This is a genomic window from Sulfitobacter sp. HNIBRBA3233 (assembly GCF_040149665.1).
GTDB lineage: Bacteria > Pseudomonadota > Alphaproteobacteria > Rhodobacterales > Rhodobacteraceae > Sulfitobacter > Sulfitobacter marinivivus.
Window position 1 is genome coordinate 687,683 of record NZ_JBEFLP010000001.1, and the last position, 20,203, is coordinate 707,885.

Here is a 20,203-nt window from a genome sequence, read left to right on the forward strand (position 1 = left end):
CCATGTCAGACCAGCCGCAAACGACTTTCCGCCGCGTCATGCTCAAGATTTCCGGTGAGGCACTGATGGGAGATCAGGGGTTCGGTTTGAACCCGCCGACCGTTGAACGCATCGCCGCCGAGGTGAAATCGGTTCACGATATGGGGGTCGAGATCTGCATGGTCATCGGCGGCGGCAACATCTTTCGCGGGTTGCAAGGATCCGCGCAGGGGATGGAACGGACGACCGCAGACTACATGGGGATGCTTGCCACGGTGATGAACGCGCTGGCGATGCAATCCGCGCTGGAAGGGCTGGGCATTCATACGCGGGTCATTTCGGCGATCACGATGAACGAGGTCGCCGAGCCCTACATCCGCCGCCGCGCCGTGCGCCATCTGGAGAAAAAGCGCGTGTGCATCTTCGCGGCGGGCACCGGGAACCCCTATTTCACCACCGACACCGCCGCGACCCTGCGCGCAAATGAAATGTCCTGCGAGGCGATCTTCAAAGGCACCAAGGTCGACGGGGTGTACGACAAGGACCCGGCCAAGTTCGACGATGCGGTCCGCTATGATACGGTCAGTTACGACGATGTTCTGGCCAAGCGGCTGGGGGTGATGGACGCATCCGCCATTGCGCTGGCGCGTGACAACAATCTGCCGATTATTGTCTTCTCGCTGGACGAGCCGGGCGGGTTCCGCGGCATTCTGGCAGGGCAGGGCACCTACACCCGCGTTCAGGGATAGCGGGCCGGATTACTCGGTCTGCGTCAACTCGCGCGGCACGTCGAGCGTGACAATCGTGCCCGACAGGCCGCGCTCGACGGCAATCTCGGCCTTCAGTCCCTTGGTCAGCTGCTGCACGATGCGTCCGCCCAGCGAGCTTTTCTTCGGCCACTCCGTCCCTTCGGGGATCCCCACGCCGTCGTCGCTGACCTGAATGCGCAACACACCTTCGCTGAGCTGTTTGAAACGCACTTCGACCAATCCTGAGTCGCGGTCGACAAAGGCGTGCTGCATGGCGTTTGTCATGACTTCGGAGACGATCAGCCCCAGCTGCGTCGCCGTCTCCATCGGGACACGGTATTCGTCGGCGTCGATGTTCACGCGCACGCCGCTGCGCCCGTCGATATAGGCAATCGCGTTGGACACGCGCGTCAGGTAGGCGCCAAGGTTCACGGAATCCTTGTTCGAATCCCGCGATGTCGCGTTCGCGGCGTTCATTTCCTCGTAGAGCAGTTGCAGCGTCTCGACCCGGCGGGCGAGGGTTTCGAATTCGTTTCCGGCCGTATCGACGGTATCGCGGGCCTGAAGGCGGATCATGCCGATAATCATCGAAAGGTGATTCTTCACCCGGTGCTGGATCTCGGACAAGGCGTCCAGCACCTTGGATTCCGCATCATCCTCGCTTTCCGCGATGGACTGCACACCCAGAAAATAGGGTGTCTCGCCTTCGTCCGTGTTCAAGGGCGTCATCATCAGCCGGTTCAGAAACATCGATCCGTCCGCGCGGTAGTTGCGCAGGACCACGGTCACCGGCTCGCGCGCGGAAATCGCCGCGCGCAGACGCTTGATCCCCTTCTGGTCGGTATCGCCGGCTTGCAGAAACCGGCAATTGCGACCCACGGCCATCTCGTTGCTGTATCCGGTCATCCGCTCGAACGCGCGGTTCACATAGACAATCGGGTTGTCCTTGAGCAGCGGGTTGGTCAGCACAAAGGCATAGGAGGTCCGCTCGAATGCCTCCACAGGGACTGCGGGGCGCGACATTTGGGCGGTAGAGGACGCATCGTTCGACATGATCGGGCCTGTTCTGGTCCGCCGCTTGGGGCGGTCGTGGTGGTTCGGTCGGATTTCGCGGCTGTTGCGCGCATCGTGTAAATTTTCAAGTTGAAGACATAGTATTGAAATTCAGGAATTCTAGAATATCACCAAATTATGTCATCCGACACATCGGACAAGCGCCATAGCGCCGGTTGCGGACCCTGTCGGCGGTCCTTTGCAGGCCACGAGATGAGCATAAACCCGGCTTTCCATGGCCGCACCAATGCTCTACACCCTTCAAGCAACAAAACAGAAGACGAGGCCTATTCATGTCTGACGATTTTATGCTGGACACAGATGATCTTGAGCGGCGGATGAAGGGGGCGATCGCATCGCTGCGGACCGAATTCGCCTCCCTGCGCACCGGGCGCGCATCGGCATCCATGCTTGAGCCGGTGATGGTCGATGCCTACGGGTCGATGACCCCGATCAACCAGGTCGGGACGGTCAACGTGCCGGAGCCGCGGATGGTGACGATCAATGTCTGGGACAAGGGGCTCGTCGGCAAGGTCGAGAAAGCGATCCGTGAAAGCGGTCTGGGCATCAACCCGCAATTGAACGGCACCATCATCATGCTGCCGATCCCCGAGTTGAACGAGGAGCGCCGCACGCAGCTGACGAAAGTCGCCGGATCCTACGCCGAAAATGCGCGGGTCAGCATTCGCAATGTGCGCCGCGACGGCATGGACCAGATCAAGAAAGCCAAGAGCGACGGCCTGTCCGAGGACGACCAGAAATTCTGGGAGACCGAGGTTCAGGATCTCACCAACAAGCAGATCGCCGCAGTGGACGAGCTGCTGGAAACCAAGCAGGCGGAGATCATGCAGGTTTGAAACAGCCCTCCGAAAGCGCTCAGGCGGAGCGTTTTGCTGTTGCACAGGGCGACGCCTCGGAGGCCCCGCTTTCGGGAGCAGCTCTTGCTCCCTCACCGGGCAGATGCCGCAGCGCTCTGCCCCCGTTGCTTCGCCGAGAAAGGTCAGCATGATCGCACAAGTATCCCCGGCCCAGACACCGCCACCGGACGGCCCGCGTCACGTGGCGATCATCATGGACGGAAACGGTCGTTGGGCCACCCAGCGCGGCAGGCCGCGCCTGTTTGGCCACCACGCAGGGGCCAAGCGCGTGCGCGAAGTGGTCGAGGCATGCCCCGATCTGGGGGTCGAATACCTGACGATATTCGCTTTCTCGACCGAGAACTGGAAACGGACACAAGTCGAGGTGGCGGGCCTGATGAGCCTGTTCCGCCGCTACATCACCAAGGAAACGCGTGCGCTGAGCGCCGAAGGCGTGCGTGTCAGGTTCATCGGTGACCGTGTACGGCTGGACGACAAACTGATCAAGCTGATGAACGAGCTTGAGGAAGTGACCGCCCACAACACCCGTGTCCACCTGACGATCGCGCTGAACTACGGGGGCCGCGACGAGGTCGCGCGCGCCACCAAGCGGCTGGCACAGGATGTGGCAAGCGGGCGGCTTGACCCCGAGATGGTAGATGAAGAAACCCTGCCAAAGTACCTTGATACTTACGTTCTTCCCGATCCGGACCTTGTGATCCGCACCAGCGGCGAAGCGCGGATCTCGAACTTTCTGCTGTGGCAGTCGGCCTATGCGGAATATGAATTCATCGATACGCTCTGGCCCGATTTCAGCCGCGAGGAATTCGGGCGCCTGTGCGCATCCTACGGCAACCGCGACCGCCGCTTCGGCGCTGTGAAGACGTGAGGACACGATGACCAACGGGGACGAGACGCAGCAGGACAAATGGTCCGATCTGGCGGCGCGCATGGCGTCCGGGGCGGCCATGGTGCTGATCGGCGCGTTGGGGGTATTTCTGGGCGGGCATGTGTTCCATGTCCTCGTGGCGCTGATCTGCGGGATGATGATCTGGGAACTGGTGGGCATGTTGCGCCCAGACGCCAATCGCGGCCCGCTGTTGCTGGGCGGTTTTTCGGGCGTTGCGGTGCTGGCTTCGGTCTATCTGCCGGTCGGTTTTGCCTTGCCGTTGCTTCTGGCGCCCGCGCTTTTCGGATTTGGACAGCTTGACCGCAACCGCACGATCTTCATGTCGTTCACGGTGATGATCCTGCTGTCGGGTTTCGGCCTGATGCAGGTGCGCGATGACATGGGCGTGGGCTGGATGCTGTGGCTGGTTCTGGTGGTCGTTGTGACCGATGTGGTGGGCTATTTCGCCGGTCGCACCTTCGGCGGCCCGAAATTCTGGCCCCGCGTGAGCCCCAAGAAAACATGGTCCGGAACTGCCGCAGGCTGGGTTGCTGCCGCGATCGTCGGCCTGATCTTTTCGTTCAACACCGGTGTCGGCCTGCAACTCATCGGGATTTCCGTTGCGGTGTCGATGGCCTCGCAGATGGGCGATATGGCGGAATCCGGCATGAAACGGAAGATGGGCGTCAAGGACAGCTCGAACCTCATCCCCGGCCACGGCGGTCTGCTGGACCGTTTCGACGGGATGCTGGGTGCGTCGGTGTTCCTGCTGATCATCGGCCAGTTCATCGGCTTCCCGCCCGGTCTGGGATAAACGATGCGGCGGATCAGTATTTTCGGCGCGACCGGATCAATCGGGCAGAACACAATCGATCTGATCGCCCGGGCTCCGGATGACTACGATGTGGTGGCGCTGACCGGTGCCGGCAACATTGCCCAGCTCGCGCAGGACGCGATCCGCCTGCGCGCGGATATCGCCGTCACCGCGGAGGAGGGGCGTCTGGACGAGCTGCGCGATGCGCTCAACGGCAGCGGCGTGCAGGCCGCCGCAGGGGCCGCCGCCATTACCGAAGCCGCGAGCCGTCCTGCCGACTGGATCATGTCCGCCATCGTCGGTGCGGCGGGCCTTGCCCCCGGTCTGGCGGCGCTGGGGCAGGGCAGCACGCTGGCGCTGGCCAACAAGGAATCGCTGGTCTGTGCCGGCCATCTGGTGAAATCCACAGCCGCGCGCCACGGTGCCGCGATCCTGCCTGTCGACAGCGAACATTCCGCCGTTTTCCAGGCGCTGATCGGCGAGGATATGTCGGCGGTCGAGCGGATCATCATCACCGCCTCGGGCGGCGCGTTCCGCGACTGGCCGATCGAGGATCTGCCGAAAGCGACAGTGGCACAGGCCTCCAGCCATCCCAACTGGGACATGGGCCAGCGGATCACGGTCGATTCAGCGTCGATGTTCAACAAGGCCATGGAAGTCATTGAAACGCGGGAATTCTTCGGGGTCGATCCGGACCGGATCGAGGTGATCGTGCACCCGCAATCGATGATCCACGCGCTGGTGGGCTTCAACGACGGCGCGCTGATGGCCCATGTCGGCCCGCCCGATATGCGCCACGCCATCGGCTTTGCGCTGCACCACCCCGCGCGCCGCCACCTGCCGGTCGAGCGGCTGGACCTTGTCGCCATCGGCACTTTCGAATTCCGCCCGCCGGACGAGGCACGCTGGCCCGCGCTGCGCATCGCGCGCGAGGTCATGGCCCGCGGCGGATTGTCCGGGGCGGTGTTCAATGCCGCCAAGGAAACTGCGCTCGACGGGTTCATCGCGGGCCATATACGCTTTACCCAGATGGCCGATGTGGTGGCCGACACGCTTGACGCACTCGATGCACGCGGGGGTCATATTGATGCCACCATGACCCTTGATAACGTGCTCGAGGCAGACCATCTGGCACGCAAGGCCGCGGAATTGGCCATCAAAAAAAGGGCAGGATAGCACATTGGATTTCGTAACTCTGGTCCCGCAGTTCGGCGGGCTCATCTGGACTATTCTTGCGTTTATCGTCGCGCTGTCGGTGATCGTGGCGATCCACGAATACGGCCATTACATCGTCGGACGCTGGTGCGGGATCAAGGCGGATGTGTTCTCGCTCGGGTTCGGACCGGTGTTGTTCGCGCGCAATGATAAGCACGGCACCCGCTGGCAGATCGCCGCCTTGCCCTTCGGCGGCTATGTGAAGTTCGCAGGCGACGCCAACGCGGCCTCCGGCAAGGACGAAGGCGCGATGCAGGAGGCTGCCGCCGATCCCAAGCGCCTGCGCGCCACGATGCACGGCGCTCCCCTCTGGGCACGGGCGCTGACTGTCGCGGCCGGTCCGGTGTTCAACTTCGCATTGTCGATCATCATCTTCGCGGGCATCGCGATGAGCCTTGGCACCGTCAAGGAACCGCTGACCGTGGACGCGCTGAAACCCATGCCGGATCTGGTCGAGGGGCTGGAGCAGGGCGATGTCATCACCGCCATAGCGGGGCGGCCGATCCCGTCGCAGGACGATCTTGACGCCTATATGGACTACATGGGCAATCTGCCGGTCGAACGCGCGCTGGACTACACGGTGGAGCGGGACGGGACCGAACGCATCGTGCCGGGGCCTTATCCGTTGCCCGCGCTCGTTGGCGGTGTCGGCCCCGAAACAGCGGCTTTCGAGGCGGGGCTGCAAAGCGGCGATGTCATCACGGCAATCGACGGCAATCCGATCTTTGCCTTCCAGCAACTCAAGGACGCTGTTGAAAGCTCGGAAGGGCGCCCGCTGCTGCTGGACGTGTGGCGGGGCGGCGAGACACTGAACTTTACGCTGGTGCCGAAATCCACGGACGAACCGCAGCCCGACGGCAGCTTCGTCAACGTGCTGCGCATCGGTATCTCGAGCGACAGCGCCATCACGGCAGCCACCGAAACACCCAGCCTGACCGAGGCGATCGGCAGCGGGTTCGCAGGCACATGGCGCATCATCAAGGGGTCGATTTCGGGCCTTTGGCACATGGTGACGGGCGCGATCAGCACCTGCAACATGTCCGGGCCCGTCGGAATCGCCAAAGTGTCCGGCGCGATGGCCAGTCAGGGCGCCACCAGCTTCATCAACTTCATTGCCGTGCTCAGCACCGCCGTGGGTCTGCTGAACCTCTTTCCGATCCCGGCTCTCGACGGGGGGCATCTGACCTTCTACGCCTACGAGGCCGTAAGAGGAAAACCGCCCAGCGACGGCGCGCTTCGGATCCTGATGACGGTCGGGCTGACCTTGGTACTGGCCCTGATGCTGTTTGCGCTCGGGAACGATCTTTTCTGCCCCTGAGAACAAACAAATGCGCCGGCAGGGCCAAATGCCACGATTTCGCCACAATTGGCCCAATCGAGTGACACAATCGCCTGTCAGGGATGTGTGCGACCGAAGCAAACAAGCAGGAGCGCTTCAATGCAAACCTTGACCAGAGGCTACCGTGGCTTGAGCGTTCTTATGGACCTCAACTGGGACCGCGCACTCTATTTCTGCACCATCGTCTTTGCGCTCTGCGCAGGAGCGTATCTGGGCAGCCTCTGACCCGCGTCAAATTCGAGTCTTTCATCGCATGGCCCGTGTCCGACGACGCGGGCCATTCGGCGTTTGAAAAAAGGGCCGTGATGGTTTTGACAAGTGGGGGCGCTGCGGGTACTCAGGTTGGCAACGGTGTCTATAAGAGTGGTATAAACCATGAGACTGGGGTCAGCAGCACGCTTCACGCGTGGCATTGAGCGTACGTCATCTACGAACTCGGCCCTTACGGGTCTTGCCTTTTCATTACTGGTCACAACGGCCTGGATCGCTCCGGCGCCACAGGTGTCCGCGCAGCAGTACCAGTTCAACACAGTCCGGATCGAGGGCAACCAGCGGATCGGCGACAGCGCCATCCTTGGGCAGGCCGGAATCGTCCGGGGCCAGCCGCTGAGCGCGGGTGAGCTGAACGACGCCTACCAGCGCCTGAACACTTCGGGCCTGTTCGAAGCGGTCGAGATCACGCCGCAGGGCGGAACGCTGCTTATCACCGTGACCGAACTGCCGACGATCAACCGGATCTCATTCGAGGGCAACGCGCGCATCAAGGATGACGCGCTGGAGCAGGTCATCTCCTCCACATCGCGCCGGGTGTTCAACCCTGCGCAGGCCGAACGCGACGCCAACGCCATTGCCGAGGCCTATGCCAACGATGGCCGGCTGGCCGCACGGGTCCAGCCAAAGGTGATCAAGCGCAACCAGAACCGCGTCGACCTGGTGTTCGAGATTTTCGAGGGCGACAACGTCGAGGTGGAGCGCCTGAGCTTTATCGGCAACCGCGAATATTCCGACCGCCGCCTGCGCCGCGTGCTGGGGACCAAGCAGGCCGGTCTGTTCCGCCGCCTGATCCGCCGCGATACCTTTGTCGAGGATCGTGTGGAATTCGACAAACAGCTGCTGCGCGATTTCTACCTCTCGCGCGGCTACGTCGACATGCGGATCAACTCGGTCAACGCCCAGCTGACCGAAGAGCGCGACGGGTATTTCGTCGGCTTCAACATTCAGGAAGGCCAGCAATTCAAGTTCGGCGACGTTTCGGTCACTTCCGAATTGCCCAACGTGGACGGTGACGCCTATGCCCGTATCGTCAAGGTGCGTCCCGGTGTCGTCTATTCCCCGACACTGGTCGAATCCGATATCGCGCGTCTGGAACGTCAGGCGATCCGCGACGGCGTCGATTTCATGCGGGTCGAACCGCGGATCACCCGCAACGACCGGGATCTGACGCTGGATGTCGAATTCCTGCTCACCCGCGGCGAGCGCATTTTCGTCGAGCGCATCGATATCGAAGGCAACACCGCCACGCTTGACCGCGTGGTCCGCCGTCAGTTCGACAGCGTCGAGGGCGATCCCTTCAATCCGCGCGAAATCCGGCAGGCGGCCGAGCGTATCCGTGCCCTCGGCTATTTCGAGACGGCAGAGGTGAACGCGCGCGAGGGGTCGAGCCCCGAGCAGGTGATCGTGGACGTCGATGTCGAGGAAAAGCCGACAGGCTCGCTCAATTTCGGCGGCTCGTTCTCGTCCAACGACGGTTTCGGTCTCGCGATCAGCTTCGCCGAGGAAAACTTCCTCGGACGCGGGCAGAAGCTTTATCTCAACCTTTCCACCGCCACCGAAGCACGTCGCTACGGGCTGAACTTTGTCGAACCTGCCCTGCTGGGACGCGACGTGTCGTTCGGTCTGCGGCTTGATTACGCGGAAACCAATTCGTCCTTCTCGACCTATGACGCAGAGCGTTTCACATTCGAGCCGAGCCTGACTTTCCCGGTCAGCGAAAACGGCCGTCTGCAACTTCGCTATACAGCGCAGGAGATCGAGGTGAAGGAGCGCGATCCGGTCATCAACGGTCTGGTCGTTCAGGACGATATCGACGCGGGCGCGCTGCTCAGCTCCTCCATCGGGTATGAATACAGCTACGACACCCGCCGCACCGGGCTGGACCCGAACGCCGGTGTGCTGTTCCGCTTCAGCCAGGACCTTGGCGGGCTTGGCGGCGATCAGGAATATATCCGCACCACCGCACAGCTGATCGGCGAACGCCGCATCTTCAACGAGGAAGTTACCCTGCGCGCCTCGCTTTCGGGCGGCGCACTGGCATGGCGGGGCGGGAACAACCGTGCGGTCGACCGCTTCGTGCTGACACCATCGCAGATGCGCGGCTTTGAACCCGGCGGCATCGGCCCGCGCGAGACCAGCGCAGCCGAAGGCGACACGCTGGGCGGCAACATGTACGTTGTCGGGCGTCTTGAGGCGGAATTCCCGCTGGGCCTGCCGGAAGAATACGGCATTCGCGGCGGTGTCTTCTACGATGTGGGCAACCTTTGGGATCTCTCCGACGTCAATCTGGGCGGTGCGACCGTCAGCGGCGAAAGCGGGTCCTTCCGCCATGTGATCGGGTTTTCGATCTTCTGGGATACCCCTGTGGGCCCGCTCCAGTTCAACGTCTCCGATGCGATCCGCAAGGAAGACTTCGACCGCGAGCAGAAGTTCGAAGTGACCCTGCAGACCCAGTTCTGATCCGGTGACGGGCCGGTTTCTATCCTGTGTTCTGGCGGCAGGTCTTTTCCTGTCGCCGCACGCCGCCTTGGCGCAGGACACACCGCCCTCGACCCCCATCCTGACCATCGACAGCGAGCGGCTGTTTCTCAGCAGTGATTTCGGCCAGCGCGTTGCCGCCGAGATCGAGGCGCGCGGCAACGAACTGGCCAGCGAAAACCGCCGGATCGAGGCAGAGCTTGCCGCCGAGGAGCAGGAACTGACCAACCGGCGCGCCGAGATGACCGCAGAAGAATTCCGCCCCCTCGCGGATGATTTTGACGCCCGCGTTCAGCAGACCCGCGCCGCACAGGCCGCCAAGTCCCGCGCGCTCAACAGTCTTCTGGACCGCGAGCGCGAGATTTTTCTGGGCGCGGCTGGTCCGGTGCTTCAGGAATTGATGGAAGACGTCGGGGCCAGCGTGGTTCTGGAGCGCAGGACCGTCTTCATCAGCACCAACAGCAGCGACATCACGGCAGCGGCGATTGCGCGGATCAATGATGTGCTCGGCGCGGGTGAAACCCTTGAACGCGCGCCCGAAAGCGCCCCTGCGAACCCCGACTAGCGGGCCTCGCACGCTTGCCCAAGCGGGGCGAAGTTGCTAGCACCGGACAGGCCGGTTGCCAAAGCGAAGGAAGACACATGACCGACGAGCTCAAGCGCGCGGATATCCACACCATCCAGCGGATCTTGCCCCACCGCTATCCCTTTCTTCTGGTCGACAAGGTCGAAGAGATCGACGGAACCACCTCTGCCGTGGGCTACAAGAACGTCACCATGAACGAGCCGCATTTTCAGGGCCACTTTCCCGGCAGCCCGATCATGCCCGGCGTCACCATTGTCGAGGCGATGGCCCAGACCGCAGGCGTGATGATCGGCGTGGCGCTCGACCAGCTCGACACCGACATGCTGATCTATTTCATGTCCATCGATAACTGCAAATTCCGCCGCAAGGTGATCCCCGGCGACGTGGTGCGCATGGACGTCAAGACCGTGCGCGGCAAACCCGGCGGCAAGATCTGGAAGTTCTCCGGCGTCGCCACCGTCGACGGTGAAATGGCCGCCGAGGCCGAATTCATGGCGATGCTCGACCTGCCCAAAGGGGACGGCTGATGGCCACGCATCCCAGCGCCGTGATTGAACAAGGCGCGCAGGTCGATCCCAGTGCCGAGATCGGGCCGTTCTGCGTGATCGGGCCCGAGGTCACGATCGGCGCGAGGGTCGTGCTGAAATCGCATGTTGTGGTGACCGGCAAGACGACGATCGGCGAGGAAACGACCGTGTTCCCCTTTGCCGTGATCGGCGAGATCCCGCAGGACCTCAAGTTCAAGGGCGAAGCCTCCCGGCTGGAGATCGGTGCGCGCAACCGCATCCGCGAGCATGTGACGATGAACTGCGGCACCGAAGGCGGTGGCGGCATCACGCGGATCGGGGACGACGGGCTGTTCATGGCAGGCTGTCACATCGCCCATGACGCGCAGGTCGGCAACCGCGTGATCGTGGTGAACAATGCCGCCGTGGCGGGCCATTGCGTGATCGAGGACGAAGTCATCATCGGCGGGCTGTCCGGCATCCACCAATGGGTTCGCATCGGGCGCGGCGCGATCATCGGCGCGGTCACGATGGTGACCAACGATGTCATCCCCTACGGTCTGGTGCAGGCGCCCCGCGGGCATCTTGACGGCCTGAACCTTGTCGGGCTGAAACGCCGCGGCGTGGCGCGCAGCGACATCACCGCCCTGCGGGCCGCCTTCCAGATGCTGGCGCAGGGCGAAGGCACGTTTCACGACCGCGCCGACCGGCTGGGCCGCGAAACGGAAAGCACCTATGTCCGCGAGATTGTCGATTTCGTGATGGCCGATACCGGGCGTCACTTCCTGACGCCGAAATGACGCTGGCGCTGATCGCCGGGCGCGGGACCTTGCCCGCCGCCGTCGCGGCCGCCGCCAGCGCACAGCCCGTTGTCTGCGCCTATGAGGGCACCTCTCCCGAGGGCCTCGACATCGATCTGACCTTTCGGCTGGAAACGCTGGGCACGCTGCTTGTGCGCCTTGGTGAACGCGGTGTGACGCAGGTCTGTTTCGCGGGTGGCATCGACCGTCCGCAGCTTGACCCGACCAAGCTTGATTCCGAAACCGCGCCGCTTGTCCCGCTGTTCATGGAAGCCTTGCAAAAGGGGGACGACGGGGCCTTGCGCGTGGTGATGGACCTGTTCGAGCGTACCGGCTTCACCGTTCTCGGCGCGGATGAGGTCGCCCCCGATCTGTTGGCGAAGGGGGGTGTGCACAGTGAACTCTGGCCCGACGCCGCGATGCGCCGCGACGCCGAAATCGCGGCAGAGCATATCCTAGAGCTTTCCGCAAAGGACATCGGTCAGGCCTGCGTCGCGGGCAATGGCACGTTGCGCGCGATGGAAGATGCGGCGGGCACCGATGCCATGCTGGCGGGGCTGGGTGATCGCGGCGCGGGGGCGATCCTGTTCAAGGGGCCGAAGGCCGGGCAGACCCGCAAGATCGATCTGCCGACCGTCGGTCCCGAAACCTTCATCGCCGCCGCCCGCGCCGGTCTGCGCGGCGTGGTCGTGGACGCGGGCGATGTGATCGTGCTCGACGCCCCCCGCTGCACGGCGCTGGCGGATGAACACGGGCTCGTTTTCTGGGCCCGAACCGGCGAATGACCGGGCCGCTGCGCGTCTTCATCCTTGCCGGCGAACCCTCGGGCGACAATCTGGGCGGGGCGCTGATGGCAGGGCTCAGGGCCGAAGGCGGGCAGATCGACTTCCAGGGCATCGGCGGTGCGCGGATGCAGGCGGAGGGGCTGGAGAGCCTGTTCGACATGTCCGAACTCAGCGTCATGGGGCTGGCAGAGATCCTGCCGAAATACCGTCACCTGAAGCGGCGGATTGCTGAGACCGCCGAGGCGGTGATCGCGATGCAGCCCGATGTGCTGATCACCATCGACAGCCCCGATTTCTCGCTCAGGGTAGCGAAGCTGGTGAAAGCGCGCAGCGCCATCCGGACGGTTCACTATGTGGCGCCCACGGTCTGGGCATGGCGGCCGAAACGGGCCGAGAAAATGGCCCGCCATATCGATCAGGTTCTGGCGCTCTTTCCGTTCGAGCCGCCCTATATGGAGCGCGCCGGCATGCGCTGCGACTTTGTCGGGCATCCAGTGGTATCCGAGCCGGTGGCGAGCGATGCGCAGGCACAGGCGTTTCGGGACAGCCATGGCATCGGCGATGCGCCGATGCTGTTGGTGCTGCCGGGGTCGCGCCGGTCGGAAGTGTCGCGCCTCGGGGCGCCGTTCGGCGATGCCGTGGCCCGCGTGGTGGCCCAACGCCCCGACATCCGCGTGGTCGTGCCCGCCGCCGCCCATGTCGCGGTAGAGGTCGCGGCGCTGGTGCGCGACTGGCCGGGATCGCCGGTGGTGATCGACCCGACCGACGGCCACAGCGCAGACGACAAGCGCGCGGCCTTCCGCGCGGCGGATGTGGCGCTTGCCGCGTCAGGAACCGTGTCGCTGGAGCTTGCGGCGGCGCAAACGCCGATGGTCATCGCTTACGACATGAACTGGCTCAGCCGGTTGATTATCGGGCGGATGTTGCTGGTGGATACGGTCACGCTGGTCAATCTTGTGTCTGACACCCGTGCCGTGCCCGAATTCATCGGCGCGGAGTGCGCAGGCCCGTTGATCGCGAAAGGCCTGCAGGCCGTCCTCGATGCACCGGATGCGCAACGCGCGGCCATGGCGACCACGCTGGAGCGTTTGGGGCAGGGCGGCGACCCGCCGGGATTGCGGGCCGCCCGCGCGGTTCTGGACGGGCTTGGCCGCGGCTGATCAGCCGCGGTGGATCCAGCCGCCCCCGAAAATGCGGCTGCTGTCGGTGTCGTAAAAAACGCAGGCCTGACCGGGGCTGACCCCTTCTTCGGGGCTCAGCAATTCGACCTCGGCTGTGGTCGCGCTGAGCGGGCGCAGGATCGCCTCTGCCGGGGGCCGCGTGGAGCGGACGCGCACGGCGACATGCCATTCGTCGCGCGATGTGAATGCCTCGTCGCCGAGCCAGTTGACCTCTTTCACGGGGATCGTCCGCGTGGCGAGCATGAGCTTTGGCCCGACCACGACTTCCTTGCGGTCGGCATCAAGCTTGACCACATAGAGCGGATCGCTGAGCCCGCCGATGCCGAGCCCCCGGCGCTGGCCGATGGTGTAGTTGATGACGCCGTCGTGCTGCGCCAGCACGGTACCGTTCGTGTCGACGATATTTCCCGGATCGGCCGCTTCGGGGCGCAATTTCCGGATCACCGACGCATAGTCGCCATCAGGGACAAAGCAGATGTCCTGACTGTCGGGTTTGTTCGCCACCCGCAGACCGTAGCGTTCTGCAAGGGCGCGTGTCGCGTCCTTGGACGGCAGGTGCCCCAGCGGAAAGCGCAGGTAATCCAGCTGCTCGGGGGTGGTGGAGAACAGGAAATAGGACTGGTCGCGGTTCGCGTCCGCCGCGCAATGCAGTTCGGGGCCGTTCGCCCCCACCATCCGCTGGATATAGTGACCCGTTGCCATGCAATCCGCATCCAGATCCTTGGCGGTTTCCAGCAGATCCTTGAACTTGACCCGCTCGTTGCAGCGGATGCAGGGGACGGGCGTCGCACCGCCCAGATAGCTGTCGGCGAATTCGTCGATCACCGCATCCTTGAACACGTTCTCATAGTCCAGCACGTAGTGGGGGAATCCCATATCCTCGGCCACGCGGCGCGCGTCGTGGATGTCGATCCCCGCGCAACATGCGCCCTTCTTGGCCAGCGCCGCACCGTGATCGTAGAGTTGCAGGGTCACGCCGACGACATCATAGCCTTCCTCGGCCAGCATCGCGGCGACCACCGAACTGTCCACGCCACCCGACATCGCCACGACAACGCGGGTATCCTCGGGGGCTTTGGCAAAGCCGAGCGAATTGAGCGGTGCGGTCTGGTCGAGCGCCATGGGACAACTTTCTGATCGTGTGGGTTTGAAAGGGAATATAGGAAAATGCGATGCAGTCACAAGGGCGGGTTTCACCTGTCCTTAAGCGCCTCCACCGATTGTGATCCCAGCAACAGAGTGGTGAGGTTCAATGTATCTCAAGAAAGTCGAAGGACCGCGGGCGGTCACGCTCGCCGATGGCAGCGTCATGACGCAGGCCGATCTGCCCCCGCCGGATACCACGCGCTGGGTCGCCTCGCGCAAGGCCGCGGTGGTGCGCGGCGTGGTCTACGGGCTGATCAGCCAGGACGCCGCCCTCGAGCGCTACAGTTTAAGTGACGATGAATTCATTTCCTGGGTCCGTGCGGTGTCTACGCACGGTGAGGCCGCGCTAAAAACGACACTCGTCCAAAAATATCGACAACTTTAGGTAGTCGGATTAACCTGAGATGGTAAATTTACGGCTGGTTAACCTTTATTGTTCAGGATGTTTCGAGTGATGACCCCTTTACCGCGGAGCTAATCCAATATGCGTGTGCTGCTTGTCGAAGACGATCCAACAACTTCCAAAAGCATCGAGTTGATGCTGACTCATGCCAATCTGAACGTTTACGCGACGGATCTGGGGGAGGAGGGTATCGATCTCGCCAAGCTTTATGACTACGACATCATCCTGCTCGATCTCGATCTTCCGGATATGAACGGTCACGAGGTGCTGCGGCAACTGCGGCTCAGCCGGATCGAAACGCCGATCCTGATCCTGTCCGGTGCTGACGACACGGAAAACAAGATCCGCGGATTCGGCTTTGGCGCCGACGACTACCTGACCAAACCCTTTCACCGCGAAGAACTGGTGGCGCGCATTCACGCGATCATCCGCCGGTCCAAGGGCCATTCCCAATCGGTCATCGATACCGGCATGGTCTCGGTCAATCTGGACGCAAAGACGGTCAGCGTTTCTGGCAAGTCCGTGCATCTGACGGGCAAGGAATACCAGATGCTCGAACTGCTGAGCCTGCGCAAGGGAACGACCCTGACCAAGGAGATGTTCCTCAACCATCTCTACGGCGGCATGGACGAGCCGGAGCTGAAAATCATCGACGTGTTCATCTGCAAGCTGCGCAAAAAGCTCAGCGTCGCCACGGGGGGCAGCAACTATATCGAAACGGTGTGGGGGCGCGGCTATGTCCTGCGCGATCCGGATCCTGCGGAAATGAATATCGCCGCCAGCGCCTAGCGCTGCCGGTCTGAAAATCGCTAGACCTGTCTCGGGGTGCGGCCTATCTGTGTGGCGACAGGTGGGAATACAGAGACGGGGATCGCGTGGCGGATCAAGTGGACACATCGCAGATTGACGTAGACGCATTGACCCAAGCGCAGGCCGAGGCAGAACTCGCGCGGCTCGCCGAGCGTCTGGGCACCGCGAACACCGCCTATCATGCCGAAGATGCACCGGTGATGCCGGATGCCGAGTATGACGCGCTGAAACGGCGCAACGCGGCGATCGAGGCACGTTTCACCGATCTCAAACGCGCCGACAGCCCCACCGAACAGGTGGGTGCGGCACCGGCCTCGGGCTTTGGCAAGGTGACGCATGCGGTCTCCATGCTGTCGCTGGCGAATGCCTTTACCGACGAAGATGTGCGCGAGTTCGACACCAGCGTGCGGAAATACCTCGGCCTCGGCGCGGATGATCCGCTGGCCTACACCGCCGAGCCCAAAATCGACGGGCTGTCGCTGTCGCTGCGCTACGAAGGCGGGCATCTGGTGCAGGCCGCCACCCGCGGCGACGGCAGCGTCGGCGAGAACGTCACCGCCAACGCCCGCACCATCGAGGACATCCCCGAAGAGATCGCCGGCGCGCCCGAGGTGCTGGAGGTCCGCGGTGAGGTTTACATGAGCCACGCGGATTTCGCCGCCCTCAACACGCGACAGGAAGAACGCGGCGGGAAGACATTCGCCAATCCGCGCAACGCCGCCGCCGGATCGCTGCGCCAGCTAGATCCCGAAATCACCCGCGCGCGACCGCTGAAGTTCTTCGCCTACGCCTGGGGCGATGTGTCGGCGCCGCTGGCGGATACGCAGGCGGGCGCGATCCAGCGGCTGGCCGATTTCGGCTTTTCGGTAAACCCTCTGACCCGGCGCTGCGACGGCCCCGACGAGATGACCGCGCATTACGCAAAGATCGAATCACAACGCGCGACGCTGGGCTACGATATCGACGGCGTGGTCTACAAGGTGGACGATCTGGCGTTGCAAAAGCGGCTCGGCTTCCGCTCGACCACACCACGCTGGGCCACGGCGCATAAATTCCCCGCCGAACTCGCGTGGACCCGGCTTGAGAGTATCGACATTCAGGTGGGCCGCACCGGTGCGCTCAGCCCCGTGGCGCGGCTGACGCCGGTGACGGTGGGCGGCGTGGTCGTGTCCAACGCCACCCTGCACAACGAGGATTACATTCAGGGCCGCGACAGCAAGGGCCAGCAGATCCGCGACGGCAAGGATATCCGCGTCGGTGATTGGGTGCAGGTCTATCGCGCGGGCGACGTGATCCCCAAGATCGCCGATGTCGATCTTTCGAAGCGGCCCGATGACGCAACCGCTTTCGAATTCCCGCACAGCTGTCCGGAATGCGGCAGTGACGCGGTGCGCGAACCCGGCGATGCCGTGCGCCGCTGCACCGGCGGGCTGATCTGTCCCGCGCAGGCGGTCGAAAAGCTCAAGCATCTCGTGTCGCGCGCGGCGTTCGACATCGACGGGCTCGGAGCCAAGCAGGTGGAACAGTTCTACGCCGATGGCTGGATCGCGGAACCTGCGGATATCTTCACCCTTCAGGATCGCTATGGCAGCGGCGTCCAGCAGCTCAAGAACCGCGAAGGCTGGGGGGACAAATCCGCCAAGGCCCTCTTCGCCGCCATCGAGGACAAGCGCAGCATACCGCTGGCGCGGCTGATCTTTGGTCTGGGCATCCGCCACGTGGGCGAAGCCGCCTCTGGCCTGATCGCACGTCACTACGGCAGCTGGGACGCGCTCAGCACCGCGATGGAAGAGGCCAGGGACTGCGAGGGGCCCGCGTGGGACGATCTGGTCGGGATCGACGGCATGGGCAGCGTCATGGCCGGATCGCTGGTCGGCACATTCGCGCAACCGGCCGAACGCGCGTCGATCGACCGGCTGGTCGATCAGCTGACGGTTCAGGAGGCAGTGCAGGCCGATACCTCCACGTCGCCGGTGGCGGGTAAGACCGTGGTTTTCACCGGAACGCTCGAAAAAATGACCCGCGCCGAGGCCAAGGCCCGCGCCGAGCGGCTGGGCGCGAAGGTATCGGGGTCGGTCAGCGCCAAGACCGATCTGCTGGTTGCGGGCCCCGGCGCGGGATCGAAAGCCAAGAAGGCCGCGGAACTGGGCATCGAAACGCTGGACGAGGACGGCTGGCTGGCGCTCATCGGCACCGCATGAGCAGCCGTCCCGAACCGCTTTTCCCGCTGTTTGCGGGGCTGGAAACTCTCGAAGGTGTCGGCCCGAAGACCGCGCAGAACCTTGCCCAGATGGGGGTCGATGCGCCGCGCGATCTGCTGTTCACATTGCCCCACTCGGGCATCGACCGCCGCCTGCGCGACAGCGTGCAGGGCGCGCCGCTGCCCGGAGTGGTGACGGTCGCCGTGACGATCGGCAAACATGCGCCCCCGCGCAACCGCACCGGCGCATACCGCATCTACGTCGAGGACGCGCAAACCTCGTTTCAGCTGGTGTTCTTCCACGCGCGCGGCGACTACTGGCAGCGCCAACTGCCCGAGGGCAGCAGGCGTGTCGTGTCGGGCCGGGTGGAGCTTTTCGACAGCATGGCGCAGATGGTGCACCCCGATTTCATCGTGCCGGAAAGCGACGCGGCGAGCATCCCCGCATTCGAACCCGTCTATCCGCTGACCCACGGGATCACCCAGAAACTGATGTGGAAATCGACCCGTGCTGCGCTTTCACGGGTGCCGAAGATGGGTGAATGGATCGATCCGGGGCAAAAGGCGCTCAAGGGCTGGCCCGATTTTGGCGCGGCGATGACAGCGGCCCACACGCCGCAATCGCTTGGCGATATCGCCGCCACAGCGCCCGCACGCGAGCGGCTGGCCTATGACGAACTTCTAGCCCACCAGATCACCCTCGCACTCGCCCGCCAGAAGGAACGGCGCAGCAAGGGGCGGGTGACGCAGGCGACCGGAACGCTACAGGCGCGGGTGCGCGCAAGCCTGCCCTACAAACCCACTGGCGCGCAGGTCCGCGCCATCGAAGAAATTACCACGGATATGGCCAGCCCGACCCGCATGAACCGCCTGCTTCAGGGCGACGTCGGCGCGGGCAAGACGCTGGTTGCGTTCATGGCGCTTCTCGCGGCGGTCGAGGCGGGCAGGCAGGGCGTTCTGATGGCCCCGACCGAGATCCTCGCCCGGCAGCATCTGGCAGGGTTGCAGCCGATGGCGGAACAGGCGGGCGTCGTGCTGGAAATCCTGACGGGGCGCGACAAGGGGGCCGAGCGCGAGGCAAAGCTGCGCGCGCTCTCCCAAGGCGATATCCAGATCCTTGTCGGCACCCACGCGGTGTTCCAGCACAGCGTCGTCTTTGACGATCTGCGCCTTGCGGTGGTGGACGAACAGCACAGGTTCGGCGTGCGCCAGCGGCTGGAATTGGGCCGCAAGGGGCGGCAGGCGGATGTTCTGGTGATGACCGCCACGCCGATCCCGCGCAGCCTCGCACTTGCGCAATACGGCGATATGGATGTCAGCGTGCTGGACGAAAAACCGCCGGGCCGAAAACCCATCCGCACGGTTCTGGTCAGCACCGACCGGATGGACGAGGTCATAGACCGCCTGCGCGCCGCGATCACCGAGGGGCGGCAATGCTACTGGGTGTGCCCACTGGTCGAGGAAAGCGAGGTCAGCGATCTGACCTCCGCCGAAGAGCGGTTCAAGCGCCTGCGCGCGGCCCTTGGCGAAGGCGTCGTCGGGTTGGTCCACGGGCAGATGCCGCCCGCCGACAAGGACGCGGCGATGGCGGCCTTCCAGCGCGGCGAAACCCAGCTGCTGGTCGCCACGACTGTGATCGAGGTTGGCGTCGATGTGCCCAATGCCTCGATCATGGTGATAGAACGCGCCGAAAGCTTTGGTCTGGCGCAATTGCACCAGCTGCGCGGGCGGGTCGGGCGCGGCACGGCGGCCTCGAGCTGTTTGTTGATGTACCAGCATCCGCTGAGCGATAGCGGCCGACAGCGGCTAGAGGTTCTGCGCGAAAGCGAGGATGGATTCGTGATTGCCGAAACCGACCTGCAGATGCGCGGGACAGGCGATCTGATCGGAACGGCGCAATCCGGCATCCCGCGTTTCCGCGTAGCCGACCTTGAAAAACAGGCCGCACTGATGGCCGTGGCGCAGACCGATGCGCGCAAGCTGCTGGCCGATGATCCCACGCTGGACAGCGACCGTGGCAAGGCGGCGCGCCTGCTTTTGTGGCTGATGCGACAGGACGAAGCGATCCGTTTGATTTCAGTCGGTTAGGGCGTTTGTTCCATTAAGTTCACAAATGTTCTTAAAAAGTTCTTTACGCGAC

Annotated in this window: 18 protein-coding genes; 16 read left to right on the forward strand and 2 right to left on the reverse strand. The window is 63.6% G+C overall.

The genetic code is table 11. The features are described 5' to 3' along the window. Positions 1-2: 2 nt before the first annotated feature. Entirely contained in the window at positions 3-728 is a 726-nt protein-coding gene (gene pyrH, locus ABMC89_RS03355) for a UMP kinase (protein WP_349565180.1), read from the forward strand. A gap of 9 nt (positions 729-737) precedes the next feature. Here pyrH and ABMC89_RS03360 read toward each other — a convergent pair whose 3' ends face one another. Next, positions 738-1,781, reverse strand: coding sequence for a sensor histidine kinase (locus ABMC89_RS03360; RefSeq protein ID WP_349565182.1), 1,044 nt, complete (start codon positions 1,779-1,781; stop codon positions 738-740). Between the two features lie 293 nt (positions 1,782-2,074). On the opposite strand from ABMC89_RS03360, the gene frr reads away from it, so the two are divergent. The 11 genes from frr (at position 2,075) to lpxB (ending at position 13,483) form a co-directional block, all read left to right on the forward strand. After that, positions 2,075-2,638 carry a ribosome recycling factor gene (frr, locus tag ABMC89_RS03365; RefSeq protein WP_349565184.1) on the forward strand — a complete coding sequence of 188 codons (564 nt, stop codon included), beginning with the start codon at positions 2,075-2,077 and terminating at the stop codon, positions 2,636-2,638. 148 nt (positions 2,639-2,786) lie between these two features. Next, complete coding sequence (gene uppS / locus ABMC89_RS03370; RefSeq protein WP_349565186.1) at positions 2,787-3,527, forward strand: undecaprenyl pyrophosphate synthase; 741 nt, start codon at positions 2,787-2,789, stop codon at positions 3,525-3,527. 7 nt (positions 3,528-3,534) lie between these two features. After that, positions 3,535-4,341, forward strand: coding sequence for a phosphatidate cytidylyltransferase (locus ABMC89_RS03375; RefSeq protein ID WP_349565188.1), 807 nt, complete (start codon positions 3,535-3,537; stop codon positions 4,339-4,341). A gap of 3 nt (positions 4,342-4,344) precedes the next feature. Then, positions 4,345-5,517: a 1-deoxy-D-xylulose-5-phosphate reductoisomerase gene (gene dxr, locus ABMC89_RS03380; RefSeq protein ID WP_349565190.1), complete on the forward strand. Its 1,173-nt coding sequence runs from the start codon at positions 4,345-4,347 to the stop codon at positions 5,515-5,517. Between the two features lie 4 nt (positions 5,518-5,521). Beyond that, positions 5,522-6,874 carry an RIP metalloprotease RseP gene (rseP, locus tag ABMC89_RS03385; RefSeq protein WP_349565192.1) on the forward strand — a complete coding sequence of 451 codons (1,353 nt, stop codon included), beginning with the start codon at positions 5,522-5,524 and terminating at the stop codon, positions 6,872-6,874. Positions 6,875-7,270: 396 nt separating this feature from the next. Next, positions 7,271-9,628, forward strand: a complete 2,358-nt coding sequence (gene bamA / locus ABMC89_RS03390) for an outer membrane protein assembly factor BamA (protein ID WP_439655633.1) — start codon at positions 7,271-7,273, stop codon at positions 9,626-9,628. A 67-nt stretch (positions 9,629-9,695) separates the two neighbouring features. Further along, positions 9,696-10,211, forward strand: a complete 516-nt coding sequence (locus ABMC89_RS03395; protein ID WP_349565196.1) for an OmpH/Skp family outer membrane protein — start codon at positions 9,696-9,698, stop codon at positions 10,209-10,211. A gap of 77 nt (positions 10,212-10,288) precedes the next feature. Beyond that, positions 10,289-10,759, forward strand: coding sequence for a 3-hydroxyacyl-ACP dehydratase FabZ (fabZ, locus tag ABMC89_RS03400; RefSeq protein ID WP_349565198.1), 471 nt, complete (start codon positions 10,289-10,291; stop codon positions 10,757-10,759). Beyond that, positions 10,759-11,538: an acyl-ACP--UDP-N-acetylglucosamine O-acyltransferase gene (gene lpxA / locus ABMC89_RS03405; protein ID WP_439655634.1), complete on the forward strand. Its 780-nt coding sequence runs from the start codon at positions 10,759-10,761 to the stop codon at positions 11,536-11,538. Before fabZ ends, lpxA begins: the two co-directional genes overlap by 1 nt. Continuing rightward, positions 11,535-12,323, forward strand: coding sequence for an LpxI family protein (locus tag ABMC89_RS03410; protein WP_349565200.1), 789 nt, complete (start codon positions 11,535-11,537; stop codon positions 12,321-12,323). Before lpxA ends, ABMC89_RS03410 begins: the two co-directional genes overlap by 4 nt. Beyond that, positions 12,320-13,483, forward strand: a complete 1,164-nt coding sequence (gene lpxB / locus ABMC89_RS03415) for a lipid-A-disaccharide synthase (protein ID WP_349565202.1) — start codon at positions 12,320-12,322, stop codon at positions 13,481-13,483. Before ABMC89_RS03410 ends, lpxB begins: the two co-directional genes overlap by 4 nt. Here the strand turns inward: lpxB and mnmA are convergent, their stop codons facing one another. After that, positions 13,484-14,626 carry a tRNA 2-thiouridine(34) synthase MnmA gene (gene mnmA / locus ABMC89_RS03420; RefSeq protein ID WP_349565204.1) on the reverse strand — a complete coding sequence of 381 codons (1,143 nt, stop codon included), beginning with the start codon at positions 14,624-14,626 and terminating at the stop codon, positions 13,484-13,486. A 130-nt stretch (positions 14,627-14,756) separates the two neighbouring features. Here mnmA and sciP point away from each other — a divergent pair, with 130 nt between their 5' ends. From sciP to recG, 4 genes are all read left to right on the forward strand, one after another. Beyond that, positions 14,757-15,035, forward strand: coding sequence for a CtrA inhibitor SciP (gene sciP / locus ABMC89_RS03425; protein WP_349565206.1), 279 nt, complete (start codon positions 14,757-14,759; stop codon positions 15,033-15,035). A gap of 99 nt (positions 15,036-15,134) precedes the next feature. After that, on the forward strand, positions 15,135-15,842 hold the full coding sequence (gene ctrA / locus ABMC89_RS03430; protein ID WP_349565208.1) for a response regulator transcription factor CtrA: 708 nt from the start codon (positions 15,135-15,137) through the stop codon (positions 15,840-15,842). An 86-nt stretch (positions 15,843-15,928) separates the two neighbouring features. After that, complete coding sequence (gene ligA, locus ABMC89_RS03435) at positions 15,929-18,064, forward strand: NAD-dependent DNA ligase LigA (protein ID WP_349565210.1); 2,136 nt, start codon at positions 15,929-15,931, stop codon at positions 18,062-18,064. Beyond that, on the forward strand, positions 18,061-20,151 hold the full coding sequence (gene recG, locus ABMC89_RS03440) for an ATP-dependent DNA helicase RecG (RefSeq protein WP_349565212.1): 2,091 nt from the start codon (positions 18,061-18,063) through the stop codon (positions 20,149-20,151). Before ligA ends, recG begins: the two co-directional genes overlap by 4 nt. Positions 20,152-20,203 lie beyond the last annotated feature (52 nt).

Coding starts and splice junctions, on each gene's coding strand:
- pyrH (WP_349565180.1), top strand. CDS start 3: ATGTCAGACCAGCCGCAAACGACTTTCCGCCGCGTCATGCTCAAGATT.
- ABMC89_RS03360 (WP_349565182.1), bottom strand. CDS start 1,781: ATGTCGAACGATGCGTCCTCTACCGCCCAAATGTCGCGCCCCGCAGTC.
- frr (WP_349565184.1), top strand. CDS start 2,075: ATGTCTGACGATTTTATGCTGGACACAGATGATCTTGAGCGGCGGATG.
- uppS (WP_349565186.1), top strand. CDS start 2,787: ATGATCGCACAAGTATCCCCGGCCCAGACACCGCCACCGGACGGCCCG.
- ABMC89_RS03375 (WP_349565188.1), top strand. CDS start 3,535: ATGACCAACGGGGACGAGACGCAGCAGGACAAATGGTCCGATCTGGCG.
- dxr (WP_349565190.1), top strand. CDS start 4,345: ATGCGGCGGATCAGTATTTTCGGCGCGACCGGATCAATCGGGCAGAAC.
- bamA (WP_439655633.1), top strand. CDS start 7,271: ATGAGACTGGGGTCAGCAGCACGCTTCACGCGTGGCATTGAGCGTACG.
- fabZ (WP_349565198.1), top strand. CDS start 10,289: ATGACCGACGAGCTCAAGCGCGCGGATATCCACACCATCCAGCGGATC.
- lpxA (WP_439655634.1), top strand. CDS start 10,759: ATGGCCACGCATCCCAGCGCCGTGATTGAACAAGGCGCGCAGGTCGAT.
- ABMC89_RS03410 (WP_349565200.1), top strand. CDS start 11,535: ATGACGCTGGCGCTGATCGCCGGGCGCGGGACCTTGCCCGCCGCCGTC.
- lpxB (WP_349565202.1), top strand. CDS start 12,320: ATGACCGGGCCGCTGCGCGTCTTCATCCTTGCCGGCGAACCCTCGGGC.
- mnmA (WP_349565204.1), bottom strand. CDS start 14,626: ATGGCGCTCGACCAGACCGCACCGCTCAATTCGCTCGGCTTTGCCAAA.
- sciP (WP_349565206.1), top strand. CDS start 14,757: ATGTATCTCAAGAAAGTCGAAGGACCGCGGGCGGTCACGCTCGCCGAT.
- ctrA (WP_349565208.1), top strand. CDS start 15,135: ATGCGTGTGCTGCTTGTCGAAGACGATCCAACAACTTCCAAAAGCATC.
- recG (WP_349565212.1), top strand. CDS start 18,061: ATGAGCAGCCGTCCCGAACCGCTTTTCCCGCTGTTTGCGGGGCTGGAA.